Source organism: Candidatus Bathycorpusculum sp. (assembly GCF_009778815.1).
Classification (GTDB): Archaea; Thermoproteota; Bathyarchaeia; order Bathyarchaeales; family Bathycorpusculaceae; genus Bathycorpusculum; species Bathycorpusculum hydrogenotrophicum.
This window is the reverse complement of the sequence record NZ_WRFL01000002.1, coordinates 37336-53335: the sequence shown is the minus strand read 5'-3', so window position 1 is coordinate 53335 and position 16000 is coordinate 37336. Positions and strand designations below refer to the sequence as shown.

At 43.5% G+C, this 16000-nt stretch carries 13 protein-coding genes; 9 read left to right on the top strand and 4 right to left on the bottom strand.

The genetic code is table 11. The annotated features are described in order from the left end of the window. Positions 1 to 4: 4 nt before the first annotated feature. On the top strand, positions 5 to 1177 hold the full coding sequence (locus FWF39_RS00860) for a hypothetical protein (protein WP_343381542.1): 1173 nt from the start codon (positions 5 to 7) through the stop codon (positions 1175 to 1177). A 408-nt stretch (positions 1178 to 1585) separates the two neighbouring features. On the opposite strand, the gene FWF39_RS00855 is transcribed toward FWF39_RS00860, so the two are convergent. Beyond that, entirely contained in the window at positions 1586 to 2251 is a 666-nt protein-coding gene (locus FWF39_RS00855) for a 2,5-diamino-6-(ribosylamino)-4(3H)-pyrimidinone 5'-phosphate reductase (RefSeq protein WP_343381541.1), read from the bottom strand. Positions 2252 to 2421: 170 nt separating this feature from the next. Here FWF39_RS00855 and FWF39_RS00850 point away from each other — a divergent pair, with 170 nt between their 5' ends. The 7 genes from FWF39_RS00850 (at position 2422) to FWF39_RS00820 (ending at position 12000) form a co-directional block, all read left to right on the top strand. Further along, positions 2422 to 3429, top strand: a complete 1008-nt coding sequence (locus FWF39_RS00850; RefSeq protein ID WP_343381540.1) for an alcohol dehydrogenase catalytic domain-containing protein — start codon at positions 2422 to 2424, stop codon at positions 3427 to 3429. 5 nt (positions 3430 to 3434) lie between these two features. Beyond that, positions 3435 to 4496, top strand: a complete 1062-nt coding sequence (gene trpD, locus FWF39_RS00845) for an anthranilate phosphoribosyltransferase (RefSeq protein WP_343381539.1) — start codon at positions 3435 to 3437, stop codon at positions 4494 to 4496. Positions 4497 to 4661: 165 nt separating this feature from the next. Continuing rightward, the gene (locus FWF39_RS00840; RefSeq protein WP_343381538.1) at positions 4662 to 7391 is read left to right on the top strand and encodes a cation-translocating P-type ATPase; all 2730 of its coding nucleotides are present in this window, start codon (positions 4662 to 4664) and stop codon (positions 7389 to 7391) included. A 167-nt stretch (positions 7392 to 7558) separates the two neighbouring features. Beyond that, the gene (locus FWF39_RS00835) at positions 7559 to 8236 is read left to right on the top strand and encodes a DUF447 domain-containing protein (protein WP_343381537.1); all 678 of its coding nucleotides are present in this window, start codon (positions 7559 to 7561) and stop codon (positions 8234 to 8236) included. Next, on the top strand, positions 8218 to 9183 hold the full coding sequence (locus FWF39_RS00830; protein WP_343381536.1) for a beta-ribofuranosylaminobenzene 5'-phosphate synthase family protein: 966 nt from the start codon (positions 8218 to 8220) through the stop codon (positions 9181 to 9183). Before FWF39_RS00835 ends, FWF39_RS00830 begins: the two co-directional genes overlap by 19 nt. A gap of 2 nt (positions 9184 to 9185) precedes the next feature. Beyond that, complete coding sequence (locus FWF39_RS00825) at positions 9186 to 10748, top strand: dihydropteroate synthase-like protein (protein WP_343381535.1); 1563 nt, start codon at positions 9186 to 9188, stop codon at positions 10746 to 10748. Positions 10749 to 10869: 121 nt separating this feature from the next. Beyond that, positions 10870 to 12000, top strand: coding sequence for a hypothetical protein (locus FWF39_RS00820; protein WP_343381534.1), 1131 nt, complete (start codon positions 10870 to 10872; stop codon positions 11998 to 12000). A gap of 90 nt (positions 12001 to 12090) precedes the next feature. Here the strand turns inward: FWF39_RS00820 and folK are convergent, their stop codons facing one another. Genes folK through folE form a run of 3 tightly spaced genes read right to left on the bottom strand, consistent with a single transcriptional unit; the run spans position 12091 to position 14863 of the window. Then, positions 12091 to 13050, bottom strand: coding sequence for a 2-amino-4-hydroxy-6-hydroxymethyldihydropteridine diphosphokinase (folK, locus tag FWF39_RS00815; protein WP_343381533.1), 960 nt, complete (start codon positions 13048 to 13050; stop codon positions 12091 to 12093). Continuing rightward, positions 13051 to 14301: a dihydropteroate synthase gene (folP, locus tag FWF39_RS00810; RefSeq protein ID WP_343381532.1), complete on the bottom strand. Its 1251-nt coding sequence runs from the start codon at positions 14299 to 14301 to the stop codon at positions 13051 to 13053. Between the two features lie 7 nt (positions 14302 to 14308). Further along, positions 14309 to 14863, bottom strand: coding sequence for a GTP cyclohydrolase I FolE (folE, locus tag FWF39_RS00805; protein ID WP_343381531.1), 555 nt, complete (start codon positions 14861 to 14863; stop codon positions 14309 to 14311). 370 nt (positions 14864 to 15233) lie between these two features. Between folE and FWF39_RS00800 the strand changes: the two genes are divergently transcribed. After that, positions 15234 to 15887, top strand: a complete 654-nt coding sequence (locus tag FWF39_RS00800) for a DNA alkylation repair protein (protein WP_343381530.1) — start codon at positions 15234 to 15236, stop codon at positions 15885 to 15887. The last annotated feature ends 113 nt before the right edge of the window (positions 15888 to 16000 follow it).

Genomic DNA, 16000 nt, shown 5'->3' with positions numbered 1-16000 from the left:
AACAATGACACCCAACAACCCCCAAACAAACCCCAACCTCAACGAAATAATAACCCAACTCTCCCATGGAGAAAACCTGACCAATCTTCAAACCCAATCGGTCGCCCAAACCCTATTTACCCAACTCACCCAAAACAAACACCCAACCGATATCCTCCCCCTAATGGTCGCCTTTTTTGGCGGCTTAACTATAAAAAAACCCACCGTAGACGAATTAAGCGGTATGGTCAAAGCAATGGATGCCACAAGAACCTCCACCTTCCAATTCAACACCGATAAACCCCTTGTAACCGCCGGAGGCACAGGCGGAGACACCTTCCCAACTATAAACATCACAACCCCCGCATTGATAATTGCCGCCGCCGCCGGCGCCTATGCCATAAAAAGCGGATCCAAATCTTTCTCATCCAAAACCGGATGCATCGACTTAGCCCAAAACCTAGGCATCAACGTATACACAACCCCCCAAATAGTCGAACAATGCATACACACCATCCAAACATCTGTTTGGGCCTCAGCAGGCATATACCCATGGATGAAACCCCTGATCGATTTAACCGCCGACAAAGCCACCCACACCGTTATGCCCATGCTCTACGCAATGAGACTCATGATCGCCGCGGGCCTCAACCCCTTTGGCCTCAAACGACAAGTCAGAGGAGTCAGCCAACCCTACACAGAAACAATCGCATCCGTTCTCTCAAAAAACGGCTACGAACGAGCCCTAGTCGTACTGGGATATGGCGCAGATGAAACCATACGTATAGATGAATTCTCCAACCTAGGACGCAACATAATCTCTGAAGTAAAACCCAACGGCTCAATAGACACCTACAGTTTCTACCCCGAAGACATTGGACTCAAACGCGGAAACCCAAAAGAGATCGCCTACCCCGGAAGCCCCGAACTAAACACCCAAACCATCCTCAAAATACTCTTAGGCAAAGATCAAAGCACCCGCCAAGACCTCATTTTACTAAATGCCGCATCCATCCTCTACATAGCAGAAAGCGTCTCAGATCTAAAAGACGGCTATGAATTAGCCAAACAAGCCCTAGATGCTGGCCTTGCAATCGAAAAACTAAACCAACTAGTTACCCTAAGCGGCGGCAACACCAAACACTTCCAATCAATCCTTAAACAAAACCAAGACAACACTATTTTAGCTGAAGTTTAGTTATGGTTTGTGTTCCAAAGTTTGTGGTGATTAAAAATGGCGAAACCATGTCCAATTCCAGTTTTAGACCGTGAAACCTTCGAAGAGTTTGAGCGCCAAATTAAGAAGGGTCCTACGTCATTACAGAGTGAAATGATGGAAAAAGGTCTCGCTATTTATAATAAAATTGAACGAAAAGAGTAACTTGCATACGTCAGGGTTTACTGGATATGGCTGAGCATTGACAGAGGACGATCTTAACGCTGAGTCAAATTTAGATGATTTTAATTGTACTAAGGCGACATACTTGGATTAGACAAGTTCATCCTGATGAAGTTCTATAGTATCATCATTAGCTGATTACAATTTCTAACATGACCTTTTTCTTTATGAAAATAACAGTTAGATGCGCTTTTAGTATTGCCGTTATTAATGTTGAACTGTGAACCAAAGAACTGTTAATCCCTCAATATGTTCGGTGCTTTTTAGTTTTAGTTTTTTCGCTTCTTGTGCTCCAAGGAAACCCTGTCCATCCACTAATGTTGGGGCCTCTTTGCCGCCCCAAACATAGGGCATAATCCAAACAAATAATTCATCCACAAGGTTTGCTTCAAAAAAACTCCACCGCACCTCAGCGCCGCCCTCCACAAGAACTTTTCTAACACCACGACTCTTGAGTGCTTCGACTAATTCCTGCAAATTAACCGTTTTTTCCGAGTTTGAAATAAATACCTCAATATTTTTGTTTTTTAATGCTTTGATCTTTTCTTTTGAGGCCTGTGTAGTTGTTGCTATTAGGGTGGATGCTTGGTTGGTGTTTGCGATTTTTGCTGTTAGGGGTGTTTGTGCTTTGCTGTCTAGCACTACTCGGAGCGGATTTTTTCCCTCAACATCTCGCACAGTAAGCGTGGGATCATCTGCTAAAACCGTGCCCACCCCTACCACAACCGCATCAACAGACGCTCGGATGCTGTGTAGCATTTTTTTGTGCAGTGGGGTCATGAGTTGAGTGAATTCTTGGCCGTTCCGATTGGCAGGAGCTATTTTCCCATCAATACTCATGAAACCGCCGACAATAACCTCTACTCCTTGCATAGACTTCCTCTATGTTATACTCTTGTACTGTATTAACTCCTCGCTCTGTACCTCTCTCATCACTCACCTCGCCGTACTGATCTGCTTTAATTGTGTCTGTGGTGTACTCCAAAAATTTGGTTCCTTTACTTTTTTTGTATTACAAATGTAATACGGGTGGATAGTTTTAAATGCGGTTTCTGCTCTACCGTGTTACAGGCAGTCATATGAAAGCGCTTCGCCTTGAAGGTATAGAAAAAATTCAACTAATCGACATCCAACCCCCCGTCTGCGATAGCACTGAAACACTGCTAAAAGTCACCTATTGTTCTGTCTGTCGAACGGATGCAAAAATGTGGTCTCAAGGTCAACGCGATCTAGTGTTGCCCAGAGTATTGGGCCATGAAATCTGCGGCCATAAACCCAACAATCCGGCGGAAAATTTTGTGGTTTGGCCTGCCAAAACCTGCAATCAATGCCACTACTGCAAAAGTGGTGCCGAAAACCTCTGCAGTAACATCCAAGTTATAGGTTTTCATATCGATGGCGGATTTGCCCAATACATAAAAGTACCCAAACGCAGTCTCATAAAAATCCCTCCAACCGTTCCCCCTGAAATTGCCTGCATGACCGAATTGCTGTCCTCTGCGATAAATGCAACTGAACAAGTAAACTTGCAAAAAAACCAAACCGTTCTCATTTTTGGCGGCGGTCCTGCAGGGCTTATGCTTGGCTTAGCCTGCAAATATTTTGGTGCCCACCCCTTTATTGTCGAAAAAAACTCTGCCAAACTAAACCAAGTAACCCCCTTCTGCAAAAAAGCAAACATCTATCTCTCTGATACCCCCGCTGGCAATTTTGATGTTGCTATAAATGCTGCCCCTGACCCCTCTGCTCTGATTGAGGGGATTTCAAAATTAAATCCAGGAGGCAAATATTGCCTATTTAGCGGATTTACAAAAAACACGCCCATCCCAAGCGAATTGTTAAATGAAGTCCATTATCGGCAGTTAACCCTAATTGGTGCCTATGGTAGCACAAAACGCCAAATGAAGCTAGCCCTAAAAATAATAGAAACAAACACTCAAACCCTACGGCTTCTCATTGATAAAATAATCCGTCTGGAAAATGTTCCTTTGGTGTTGCCTAAAATTTTGCTTGGTCAATCCCTAAAGTATGTTGTAGACCTAACGGAGTGATAAATTTGGTAACTGAAGAAAAATTAAGAGCCTTTGGTCAACTAATCTGTAAAATTGTTGCGGGTAAAATTCTGACTCGAGAAGAATCCTGTGAGGCCTATCGACAAATCATTCTAAATGAGCAACCCGAGCTCCAGCAGGGTGCTTTTTTGATAGCCCATATTACTCGTAAACCCACCACTGAAGAATTATCCGGCGTTTGGGATGCCCTAGACAAGTTTGACACAGAAAAATTCACAGCCAACGTTACGGGTCCTATCTGCGATATTGTTGGCACAGGCTCCGATGCTATGAAAACTGTTAATGCCTCCTCTCCTGCTGCACTTATTGCCTCAGCTTGTGGGGTTCCGATTGCTAAAAAAGGCGCCAAAAAAGTAACCGGTGTCTCTGGAGCCTCAGAAATCTTTGAGATCTTAGGGGTCAATCTCTCAAGTCCGATGAGTAAAGCAAAACAAAGTTTAGAAAAACACAACATCTGCTACATGCCCGGGGAGGCCTTCTTAAAATCCGGCTGGGCCCGTCTAATCCAATCCATGCGCTTTACCTCCGCATTCAACATTGTCGGACCCCTAACCATGCCCTGTGAGAACACCAGTTGTATAGTAATTGGGGCCTATGCCCCTCAAGTATGTGATCAACTAATTGCCATCTTGAAAGAAATCGGTCTTAACAGTGCGATAGCTCCCTATGGCATGGTTACCGGCCACGATCCTGCGCTTGGCATTGATGAGTTCTCACCCTGCGGTCCAACACGAGTCGTTGAATTAAAAAACAATAAAATCCAAACCTATACTGTCCACCCCGAAGATTTTGGCATAAAAACCCATGCCACTTTTGACATCGCTTCCTACAACAAAGCCTACGACAATGCCGCCGCTATCAAACGCGTCCTCTCAGGCGATTATAATGATCCTCTAGCCGATTTGTTTTGTATGAATGCTGCCGCGGCTCTGTATGCTTCTGGCACAAGCACTTCCTACAAAGATGGCATGGAGCAAGCACGCCAAGCACTCAGTTCAGGCAAAGCCCTAATGCAGCTAACCCATCTAGCTGAGCAACAAGCCTAGTCTCTTTTTTCAATCTTTTCTGTTGTTCAGTAGGTGATCTTTGTTTCTGAAAAGTGTTGTAACCAAGGTTTTGCGTAGTATCATGGAAATGGTGTGCACACATGGCAAGCTGATATATACTACGCTTACGGGTTGTTGTTTCTAATATGTTCTTATAGTGGCATATTGTTAAAGGTTGAGTTAATCATAGAAAATAGAAATCAGGATCACACCAACTGGTACGAATCAGATGTTTCCTCAGTGTTAGAAACGTTGGATGTGACTCCTGAGCAGGGGTTATCTGAAGCTCAAGTTGGTAAGCGCCAAGAAAGGCATGGAAAAAATGTTTTGCAGCCCCCAAAAAAGGAAGGTTTACCTCAAAAAATTCTCCACCAGCTAAAAGATGTCTCCATCATTGTTTTGCTGATTGCAGTAGTGCTCTCCTTTGCTATGGCTATCTTTGAGGACTCGGGGTTTGTTGAACCCATCGTCATCCTATCAGTTGTGATTTTGAATCTAATTTTGGCAATTACTCATGAGGGTAAAGCTGAGAAAGCTCTGGAAGCCTTAGAAAAACTAAGCGCACCCTCTTGTGTTGTTATACGTGAGGGGGTTAAGAAAAGCATTGACGCTACCGAATTGGTACCCGGTGACATCGTCATTTTGGAAACTGGAAACGTTGTTCCTGCAGATGCTAGATTAATTGAATCCACCGGGTTTTTCTCTGACGAATCCGCCCTAACAGGTGAGAGCGAACCCGCAGAAAAAGATGCACTGTTTACCACTTCTGGTAATGCTTCGTTGGGTGATCAACACAACATGGTCTTTACGGGTTGTGTGGTCACCGCAGGCCGCGGCACTGCCGTAGTTACCACTACCGGTATGAAAACTCAGATGGGTAAAATCGCTGGTTTTCTAAGCGGTAGCAAACGCATGAAAACCCCTCTGCAAATACGCCTAGATCAGCTCGGCAAAACTATCTGCTGGATTGCCATCATATCTGCGTTTTTCTTAATGGCGGTGGGTCTGCGAAGCGGTACTGATCTACCCACCATGTTGTTGGTTGCTATCTCTTTGGCTGTGGCGGCGGTTCCTGAGATGCTGGCTTTGATTGTTACGCTGACTCTGACAAACGGCGTTCAAAAAATGGTTAAAAAGAATGCTTTGATCCGAAAACTTCCAGCTGTAGAGACCTTAGGTAATACTTCGGTTATTTGCTCTGATAAAACCGGAACCCTTACCCAAAACCGTATGGCAGTTAAACAGCTCTGGGTATGCGGCGGTGAACCCTTCGCAGACGATACCACCTTCTCTGAAGAGCAAAGCCGGTTCCTCAAATATTTGGTAATGGCAAGCAACGCCACCTATGAGACCACCCCAAGCGGCGAGAAGAAATATCTGGGTAACGCCACTGATGTGGGTATACTTCGGCTTTTTAACGAAAAAGGCTACCACATAGATGAGGAAACCTATCAAAGAGTCGCAGAAATCCCCTTCTCCTCAGATCGCAAACGCATGTCAGTTATCTTCAAGGTCAAAACCGGAGGGTACCTTGTACTAACCAAAGGCGCACTAGACTACCTGACCTTCTCCGCAGAATCTGTTGCTAATGATCTGCCCATCGCACGAGCTGTACATGACGGCTTTGCTGAACACGCCTTACGCGTCATAGGCTTATCTTCTAAAAAAATTGACCAACTACCCGATCAGGATCATTTAGAGGAAGTGGAGCCGGATTCCAACTTGGTGGGTCTTATTGGTCTAATTGATCCGCCACGTCCCGAAGCCGCTGTTGCTATAGCAAAGGCCAAAGCCGCAGGTATTCGCACCGTAATGATTACGGGTGATCATGCCACAACGGCAGGTGCAATTGCCACCAACTTGGGCATTCTCCAAGAAGGTCGCCATGTCATGACTGGTGCGCATCTTGCAGAAATGTCTGATACCGAATTAAATGACACCGTTAGAAACTATTCTGTCTATGCCCGCGTGACGCCTGAGGATAAGATTCGTATTGTAAAGGCTTGGCAGGCAAATGGTGAAGTTGTAGCCATGACAGGCGATGGCGTAAATGATGCGCCTGCGCTAAAGGCGGCTGATATTGGGATTGCGATGGGCAAGACCGGGACTGAGGTTGCTAAGAGTGCTTCAGATATGATCCTAGTTGATGATAATTTTGCGACTATTGTTGAGGCTGTGGGTGAGGGCCGAAATGTCTATGCTAACATCAAAAAGACCATCAATTTCCTCCTAGTCTGCAACATGAGTGAGATTATCATCATGATTTTTGCGCAGATGGCTGGCTGGGGTATTTTGTTAACTCCAGTTATGTTGTTGTTGATTAACTTGGTGGGTGATGGTATTCCGGGGATTAATCTTTCCCGTGAAGCCTTTGATCCTAAATTGATGGATAAAAAGCCCATAAAGCGTAATGAAAGTTTCTTTAGCGACGAGTTGCTGCATCTGATTCTTCGTCAGACCATTGCCTGCTCGGTTACTGTCTTGATAGGCTACTACATAGGCGCCTTTGTTGTCTTGCCCGGCGCAGTTGCTCCCTCAGCGTTGTTGGGTCAGACTATGGCGTTTCTAATTACCGGCTTGACCTCAATAGTGCATGTGTTCCATGTTCGTAGCTCCAACTCTGTCTTTAAGACCCCCGTTAGAAACAACAAGCCCCTGCTTATCGGTGCAGTCGCTATGCTGATCACCTTCGCATTAATGGTTGCTCTGCCCATCGGTCAAATCTTTGGCCTCACCACCATCAGCGGCTTCCATTGGATAGTCGTGCTGGGCCTAACTTTGTTGCCCACTGCAGTACGCGAAATCGGTCGCCTTTTTGACAACATACCCCTCATCAAAGAACAACGCCGCGTAAGACAAGAAAAAGCCGACAAACGCCGCAACAAAAAACAATGATAAAACAACCACCACCTCTTAACCCCTCCAACCTGGTTGTTGTGCTAAGCTCAAGTTTGTTGGTGGGTTGGTATTTTATTTTAGGCGGATAACTTGGTGGTTTGGCGGCAAAACTTTTATTATTTAACTAACTGTAAAATTTTACATTCGATTGAACGGGAATGCTCATGTCTGTGCGATTCCAAGCTGATTTAGGGCAATTGTCCACATTTGGATTCCAAAAAGATGTCATCTATGAATCCATTGTCTCTACCCTAAATTCCGATTCCACATCCAACGCGGCACCCATGGGTATAACCATACAGGACGAACAACACCTGTCTCTAACAATTTTTAACACCTCAAAAACCCTGCAGAACCTAAAGACCACCCGATGTGCCGTCATAAACTTTACCCACGACATAGAACTCTTCTACAAAACGGTATTCAAAAAAACAAATCCCCCCGGAAGCGTTCCCTTGGAGTGGTTTGTCCCCTCAGAGGTTGTGACCGCAAAAAAACTACGAGCCGCCGAGGTTGCCCTTGAAGTCTCTGTGGTTGACTTTAAACCTCTCAACAATGAAAAAACCATAGTTACCTGTAGCATCAAACACCAAACCACTTCCCTGGTTGGAACGCCTCAACTATATAGCCGTGCTTTGGCATTGACGCTTGAGGCACTTATACATGCCACCCGCATAGAAACCTATCTCACAAACTCCCAAAAACAAACCGAAATCATCAAGTTAACCGAGCAAATCTTTGACTACGCACAAATTGTAGAACGTGTGGCACCCAACAGCACCTACACAACTGTGATGGCAAATCTGCAAAAACAAATCCTGCTATGGAGGCAAACCCCATAAAAATATATCTCAAAACCCCCGCAAGACTCCACCTAGGCCTGATTGATATGAACGGAGACTTAGGCCGAATGTTTGGCGGTTTAGGCGTTGGTATAGACCATCCAAACGTCATAATCAACGCCCAAAGCGCAGCCGACCTCAAAATTACTGGAGAAAAAACCGATCTCGCCCAAGAAATAACTAACCATTTCTCAACAAAATATCACCTATCACCCAAAGTACATCTACACATCGCCCAAACCATCCCCTGCCATAGCGGATTAGGCTCAGGCACCCAACTTGCCCTAGCCATAGCTGTTGCACTCGCAAAAATCTCAAATCTTAAAGCATCTGTACCCGAGCTTGCAGCAAGTGTTGGTCGTGCCAAGCGCACAAGTGTTGGCACCAGCATCTTTGAGTATGGCGGATTTGTAGTAGATGGCGGCAAAAACCCAAAAACCAACCAAGCTCCTCCACTAATTTATCATCAACCTTTCCCTGAGGATTGGTGCTTTATTGTGGCCTCCCCCAACCAGCCCAAAGGCTTAGCAAGCTCTGAAGAAAAACAAGCCTTTAACAAACTCACAACCATGCCCGCCCAAGACGTGGGCCAGATCTGCCGTTTAATTATGCTCAAACTGTTACCCGCCATAGCCGAGCAAGACATCGAAACCTTTGGAGTTGCACTCACAGAAATCCAAGTTCTAACCGGCAATCACTTTGCCCAGGCCCAAGGTGGAACCTACGCCAAACCCCAAGCCACAAAATGCATCGAATTTATGCAACAACAAGGCGCCTACGGCGTTGGCCAGAGCTCTTGGGGACCCGCCCTCTATGCAATCGTAAAACGACAACAAGCAACCACCTTTCTAACTAAAGTCCAAGACCACCTCAAAGCCAATACCGGCGGAGAAGCATTCATCGCCCAAGCCAATAACAAAGGTGCAACCATCCAAATCGAGGATTAACCATGAAGGTGCTTCTTGTCACAGGACAACTAGCAACAGAAGTCGTTAGTACATACGCTAAACAAAGTCCAATCGAAACCGAAGTTGTTACCCTAAAAACAGCAGTTGCCGCCTTTTTAACCCCCAAAGCCATCATTGAGAGCTTAAAAAACAAAAAAAACCTCACCAGCTTCAACCTGATCCTAACCCCTGGATTACTAAGAGGCGACACCGCCGCAATCACCCACGCCCTAGGTATCCCAGCCTATAAGGGCCCCAAATATGCCGCAGATCTCTCAGTAGTGCTAGATCTACTCGGTGAAGTGAAACTCTCAACAACCACCCCCGCTGATGAGTTGCTCCAGCAGCAACTGACTGCCAAAGCTCTGGCAGAAATAGAAAAAGTTGAAAACCAACGCACCATCCTGCTCAAAAACCCCGGTAACATGCTGGTAGGCGGTGTGGCGGTCGGCAAAGATTTCCCCCTGCGAGTGCTTGCCGAAATCGTAGACGCCGCCCTGATGGACAAAGAAACTGTTCAACAAATCGCCCGCCGTTTTGCTTTGGCAGGTGCGGATTTTATCGATGTGGGTATGGCTGCAGGTGAATCCCAACCCCAAAAAGCCGCACAGCTGATCCACTGGGTTAGAGAAGTTACCAATTTACCTGTAAGTATAGATTCGCTTGATCCAGAGGAAATTAACGCTGCAGTGAAAGCCGGTGCACAACTAGTTTTGAGTGCTGATGCAGGCAATCTCGACGCCATAGCCCCCTTCATCAAAGATATCCCCCTGGTTGTTATCCCCACTAACCAAAACATAGGCTACATTCCAAAAAATGTCTCTGAACGCGTCCAATTCCTTGAACAAATTATAACCAAAGCCCAAAGCCTAGGCGTAAATAACATCCTAGCGGACTTGATTTTAGATCCCCAAGAAATTCTCAACTCCTTTCTTGCTTTCAAAGAGTTCGCCCAAAAAAATCCTGCGGTACCCCTGTTTGTGGGTATTTCCAATGTAACTGAGCTCTTTGACGCAGACTCTGTGGGCCTAAATGCAGTTTTGACCCGTCTCTCAGCAGAAATAAGCGGGGGTATCCTCTTAGCAACCGAGAAAAGCAACAAAGCTAAAGGGACTGTAGCTGAGGAAGTTATTGCCGCAAAAATGATGTTTCTAGCTAAAAAACGTAACTCCATCCCAAAAGACCTAGGTATCGACCTTTTGATTCTCAAAGACAAACGCGCCCACGAAGAACCCTACAATAGAAACATAGAAACTCTCGCCAAGTGCGTTATTATTGCCCCTGAAAAAGTCGAACCTGCACTCCTTGATCACTTGGGTACTTTTAGAATTTTTATAGACCACATTGACCATCTGATAGTTGCCATACATTACTCTATGAACAATCCAAATGAACCTCTCAATGTTATCAAAGGCAAAACAGCTCAGGCAGTGTATGCAAAAATTTTGGAAATGGGCATAGTTTCAAAATTGGATCATTCTGCATATCTTGGTAACGAGTTAACAAAAGCCGAGATAGCCCTAAGAACTGATAAGAACTACCTGCAAGATACCGCTATATTCTAAACCCTCTCCGTTTGAAACCCTAAACTACTCTGTAAGATTAGGCCGCTTAGTGTTTTTTTATCTCAAAAGCGATTTGCAGTAAATGTTATATCGAAAAAATCAAAATATATTTCGTGGAAGCATGAATAAACTCATTTCGATTGTGTTGATTTTTTTGTTTATAAGTGGATCATTTGTAACAGCACTCAATCCGGTTTCTGCATCAGAGTTAGTTGAGGATTCTTGGAATACAAAAACGCCCCCTAATCAGGAACGGAAATGGTTTAGGGTTGTTGCTTTTGATGGGAAAATTTATGCTATTGGCGGTTTCTATTACGAAACAGTAGGTGAGCCCCCCTTGGGTTATATCACTGAACATTTTCTTGACACTACTGAACGATATGATCTTTTGACTGATACATGGGTCACTTTGGAACCTATGCCAACACCTAAAGCTTCTTTTGCCATTACAGTGTATCACGACAAAATTTACTGTATAGACAATTCACCTTTGTTTAGCTGTGTGGTTGAGGTTTATGATCCAGCTACTGATAGCTGGAGTACTAAAAACTATAACCTACCGTTTCGACTATATTCGCGTAATATGCAAGCATATGTTGTGGATGGAAAAATTTTTCTTATAGATCTTTATGCGTTGTTTGTGTATGATCCCGCTGAGGATTCATTTATTGAAAAAACCCAAATACCCTACATAGAGCCCCGGCATGGTATAGTTTCAGCTGTGATGGATGATAAATTGCTGATCTTTTATGTAGTCGAATCAGCCTATCCCTATGATCGTCCCAATAATGTGCATGTTCTGATTTATGATCCAAAAACTGATATATGGAGTGAAGGGAAAACACAAGAAATAGGTGTTCACGGTAACATTATGGCTACTGGAGCAACGACTGGTGTTTATACACCTAAAAATATCTATGTCTTAGGCTTTAAAACGGGACAGTCCATCATTTGGGTATATGATCTTGTAAAAGATGCTTGGTCAACTGCCAAAGATATGCCTGACTTTTCCGTTTGTGATGTAGCCGTGGTTGATGATGTTTTATACATATTTGGTCGTATTGACAATCATGAAGTAAACATGCAATATGTACCCGCTGGTTATGGTAGTGCTCTGCCTTCAGTGTCTTCTCCATCTTCTGATGGTACCTGGGATTTCTTAACAGGATCTGTTGTAGCCATAATAGTTCTAACAATCGGTGTTGTTGCTGGTGGTTTATTCTTTGTCTTTAAACTGCGCAAAAACGCTTAGTTTGAGAGACGACTTTTGTTTTCTCGCTTTTTATAACTGTCGCTTTTTATATTAACCATGGGAATATGAAAAATTTGTGTTTTGTAGTGCTCATAGCGAGCCAATGTATTTTAGGCCTTGGTAATCGTTTGCGCATGTGGTCATTTTTTCTATAAGGGTCGTATTTAAGCCTGTAACTTCGACTGCATCGGGCATATCTGAGATGGGCTTTAGAACAAATGCTCTTTGCATGTATTCTTTGTGTGGCAAAGTCAACCCTTTGGTGTTGATTACGCATCGTTCATATGCTATTATGTCAATATCTATGAGTCTTGGACCCCATCTGAACGTTTTTTGTCGTCCTAAATTATTTTCAATATCCTTTATTTTACTGTACAAATCAAACGGATTTAATGTGGTTTGAACAAGGATTGCGGCATTGTAGAATTTTTCTTGATTAACATAACCCACCGGTTCGGTTTCATACAATTTGGACTTATTTAAAATAACGATGCCGCCACAATCAGACAACATTTCTAGTGCTTTCTGCATATTTTGATGTCTCTCGCCGACGTTTGACCCCAATGCTAGTACTGCTCTATATCCCTCATCAGTCTCTGTTTTTGCACTTGTCTTTGCGTTAACATTTGTCTCTGTGCTCTCACACGTATCTTGTAGCAAAACTTGGGTTCTGTTCTTTTCAATCTCCACCCCAATACTATCAACTTGTCCGTCTAGGGGGGCTTTATTTTTTATCAACCGAATCTTAATTCTCTGTATTCGCACATCATGATGAAAAACTGTTTCTAAAATCACAAAAGCCAGCCGCTCAACAAGCCTAAAACTCTGCGTTTCAATAACTGACTTTATTGCTTCATAAATACTGGCGTAATTTACGGTGTCCTCTAAATTATCACTTGCGTAGGCCTTTGATAGATCTGCATATATTTCCATATCAACTGTAAATGCTTGAGGGTATTGTTTCTCAAAATCTAAAACCCCATGTTTTCCCCAGGCTTTTAGGCCCTCAATTAGTATCTTATCGCAATGTTGTTGTATCGGTGTTGACATTTATATTCCTCTGATCATTGCATCGCTCATCTCTGCGACTCGATGCATCTCTTTTATATCATGTACCCTTATGAAATCAACCCCTTTTGCAATCCCAAGGGTAACTGTAGCGGCTGTGCCCTCTAGGCGCTCATTTACTGGCAGATCCAAAACTCTGCCTATCATGGATTTTCTTGAAGTACCCAGCAAAACCGGATAGCCTAAGCATTTGAGTTCCTCGAGTCGTCGCATGACTTCTAAATTTTGTTCCAAGGTTTTACCAAACCCTATCCCTGGATCCAACATGATGTTTTCTGGTTTTAACCCTGCTCTTCTTGCTATATCTGCACTTTTTCTCAAAGAATGGGTGATGTGACTAAAAATATCTCCGCTAATGGGACCGTCGGGGTTGTGCATGGCAATAACCCCTGCCCCATATGCGGCTGCCCGCTCCGCAATTTTAGGTTCTTTTATCAATCCATTAACATCATTTATGATATGTGCGCCTGCTTTGAGAACATTTTCAGCAACATATAATTTTGAGGTATCAACCGAAATGGGCACCTTGAGCGTTTTGACCAACTGCTCCACAACACCTATGATTCTATCTAATTCTTCTCTATCATCCACCACGGTATAGCCTGGTCTTGTGGATTCGCCTCCCACATCAATTATATCAGCTCCCTCGGCAACCATTTTTTCTGCTCTACAACAAGCCGCCTCAATAAGTAAGTCCCTATCTTTGATCTGCAATCTACCCGATGAATTATTGGGGGTTTCTCTGAGTGCCTGATTTGCTGTCTCTGTTAGCAGCAGGCCATCGCCTGAAAATGAATCTGTAGTGATGTTTAAGATGCCCACGGTGTATGTTTTTTTACCGATTTCAAGTCTGTGTTCTTTGCAGCAATAATAGCTAGGTTCTTTCTTCTCCACACTTTGTGTGACTAATTGTATTTTAGAACCTATGTCGGCCAATGTTTCTGGTTGTGGCTCCAGTTTTCTAATCAACTTTTTTACTTGGTCCAAATTGCCCACAATAAAAGCAGTTGTATTTCCCAGCACGCCATCATCCTCACCTCTTTGAATAAGTGCCTCTCCACCGGCATTAGCTATTTCTTGTTTAATTGTGTCTGCAACAAAGGGTGTGAGATCCTCGATAACCATGCATAACTGAACTGCTTTGTTGGCTATCCGCTCTGTGAGGTTGTTGTTATCGGTTTCTATTTTGTGTATTTCTTTTTCTGCTTCAGCTATATTTTTTGGATAGACCATTCTTATATTAGCTATAATTACCGCCTCTAACGGTGGCGATATCGCTCTCGCTGATTTCGCCTTTTATGCATGTGGTGGCGGTTTTTGCTCCTGGCTTTTTTACCCCTCGCATGGTCATGCACAAGTGTTCGGCTTCAATGTAGACATACACGCCTTTGGGTTCAACGATTTCCATTATGGTCTGAGCCACCTGTGCAGTAAGTCTCTCTTGCACTTGGGGTCTTGCTGATAATATGTCAAGTATGCGGGCTGCTTTACTGAGGCCCAGTATGCGGCCGCCATTGGGCTTGTAGGCTATACATGCTTTGCCTATGAACGGTATTAGGTGGTGTTCACATACCGATTGAAATGCAATATCTTTTACCACCACAAGGCCGCTGTTTTCGTGTTCATGGAAAATCTTGGTGCAACCTTTTGGGTTAGTGTGCAGTCCAGCAAATATCTCTGCATACATATCTGCTACTCTTGCAGGTGTTTCAACCAGCCCTTCTCGGTTAGGATCCTCGCCGATCGCAAACAAGATTTCTTTTACTGCGTTTTCGATTCTCTTTTTATCGATCATCCGCTTACCTTGCCTATCTGTTTTTATCTCTGCGTTAAATATTTTTACTGGGACGCGACTTAACCGCAGATATGTGATTTAACAAGCAATAGATGCGAGTTTGCCTTTTTACTGCTGTTGACGGCCTCTCTCCCTATCTGCTTGTAAATTTTTTCATCGTTATGTATTTTTTTATATACAAATATAAAAATTCCGCAAAAATATGCCAACAACCCTTGTTATCCCTCTTAACAAACCCCCTGCAAGTCAAAAATCTATACGCGTGGTGTTTACTCTTATAATCGTACCTTCGTAGATAGGCTAAAGAGTTGCAACCAGTAGAATAATAAAGTTATATGCACGCATTCACCTAAATATTGGAGGCCTAACTGTGGACTACCAAACAATATTTGAAGAGTACACTGTTGCTGCTGACTCTCAATCTGCGGCTAAGATGAGTAAATACATGCGTGATATGTTCCCTTTTTTAGGCATTCCCACACCTAAGCGTAGAGCAATTTCAAAAAATTTTTTGCAATTCGCTAAAAAAGAAACTGACATAAACTGGGCATTTATTGATCAATGTTGGGTAAAAGAGCGTGAATTTCAATATTTAGCCCTAGACTATCTAACAATGCTTGCAAAGTTGCTTGTGCCTGCCGATATTTCTCACTTAAAAAAAATTGCCACTACCAAATCATGGTGGGACACGATTGATTGTCTAGATCGAATTATAGGCGGAATAGCCCTCAATTTTCCCGAAGTTAACTCTGTTTTGCTTGAATGGAGCACTGATTCCAACTTTTGGTTAAGGCGTATTGCCATCGACCATCAACTGATGCGAAAAGAAAAAACCAACACTGCCCTCCTAGAACAAATAATCATTAACAATTTTGGACAAACCGAATTTTTCATCAACAAAGCTATCGGCTGGAGTTTACGTGAGTATAGCAAGACAAACCCAACCTGGGTACGTTCATTTATAGCAACACATAGCGATAAACTGGCAAACCTGTCCCTTAAAGAAGCAAGTAAATACATATAACCAAAAAATGGTTGAGCTTTCTGCTTATTTTTGGTATATATTTAAAGGGCCTAAAAATCGGCCCTTAACTTGCTTTTATGTTCTTGCTTTTGTGCCTGTTTGTTATTTGTTCT

Bases quoted from the DNA above. Each gene is read 5' to 3' on its own strand.
- FWF39_RS00855 (WP_343381541.1), bottom strand. From the start codon at position 2,251: ATGCAAGGAGTAGAGGTTATTGTCGGCGGTTTCATGAGTATTGATGGG.
- folK (WP_343381533.1), bottom strand. From the start codon at position 13,050: ATGTCAACACCGATACAACAACATTGCGATAAGATACTAATTGAGGGC.
- FWF39_RS00825 (WP_343381535.1), top strand. From the start codon at position 9,186: ATGAAGGTGCTTCTTGTCACAGGACAACTAGCAACAGAAGTCGTTAGT.
- folP (WP_343381532.1), bottom strand. From the start codon at position 14,301: ATGGTCTATCCAAAAAATATAGCTGAAGCAGAAAAAGAAATACACAAA.
- FWF39_RS00820 (WP_343381534.1), top strand. From the start codon at position 10,870: ATGAATAAACTCATTTCGATTGTGTTGATTTTTTTGTTTATAAGTGGA.
- FWF39_RS00830 (WP_343381536.1), top strand. From the start codon at position 8,218: ATGGAGGCAAACCCCATAAAAATATATCTCAAAACCCCCGCAAGACTC.
- folE (WP_343381531.1), bottom strand. From the start codon at position 14,863: ATGATCGATAAAAAGAGAATCGAAAACGCAGTAAAAGAAATCTTGTTT.
- FWF39_RS00835 (WP_343381537.1), top strand. From the start codon at position 7,559: ATGTCTGTGCGATTCCAAGCTGATTTAGGGCAATTGTCCACATTTGGA.
- FWF39_RS00860 (WP_343381542.1), top strand. From the start codon at position 5: ATGACACCCAACAACCCCCAAACAAACCCCAACCTCAACGAAATAATA.
- FWF39_RS00850 (WP_343381540.1), top strand. From the start codon at position 2,422: ATGCGGTTTCTGCTCTACCGTGTTACAGGCAGTCATATGAAAGCGCTT.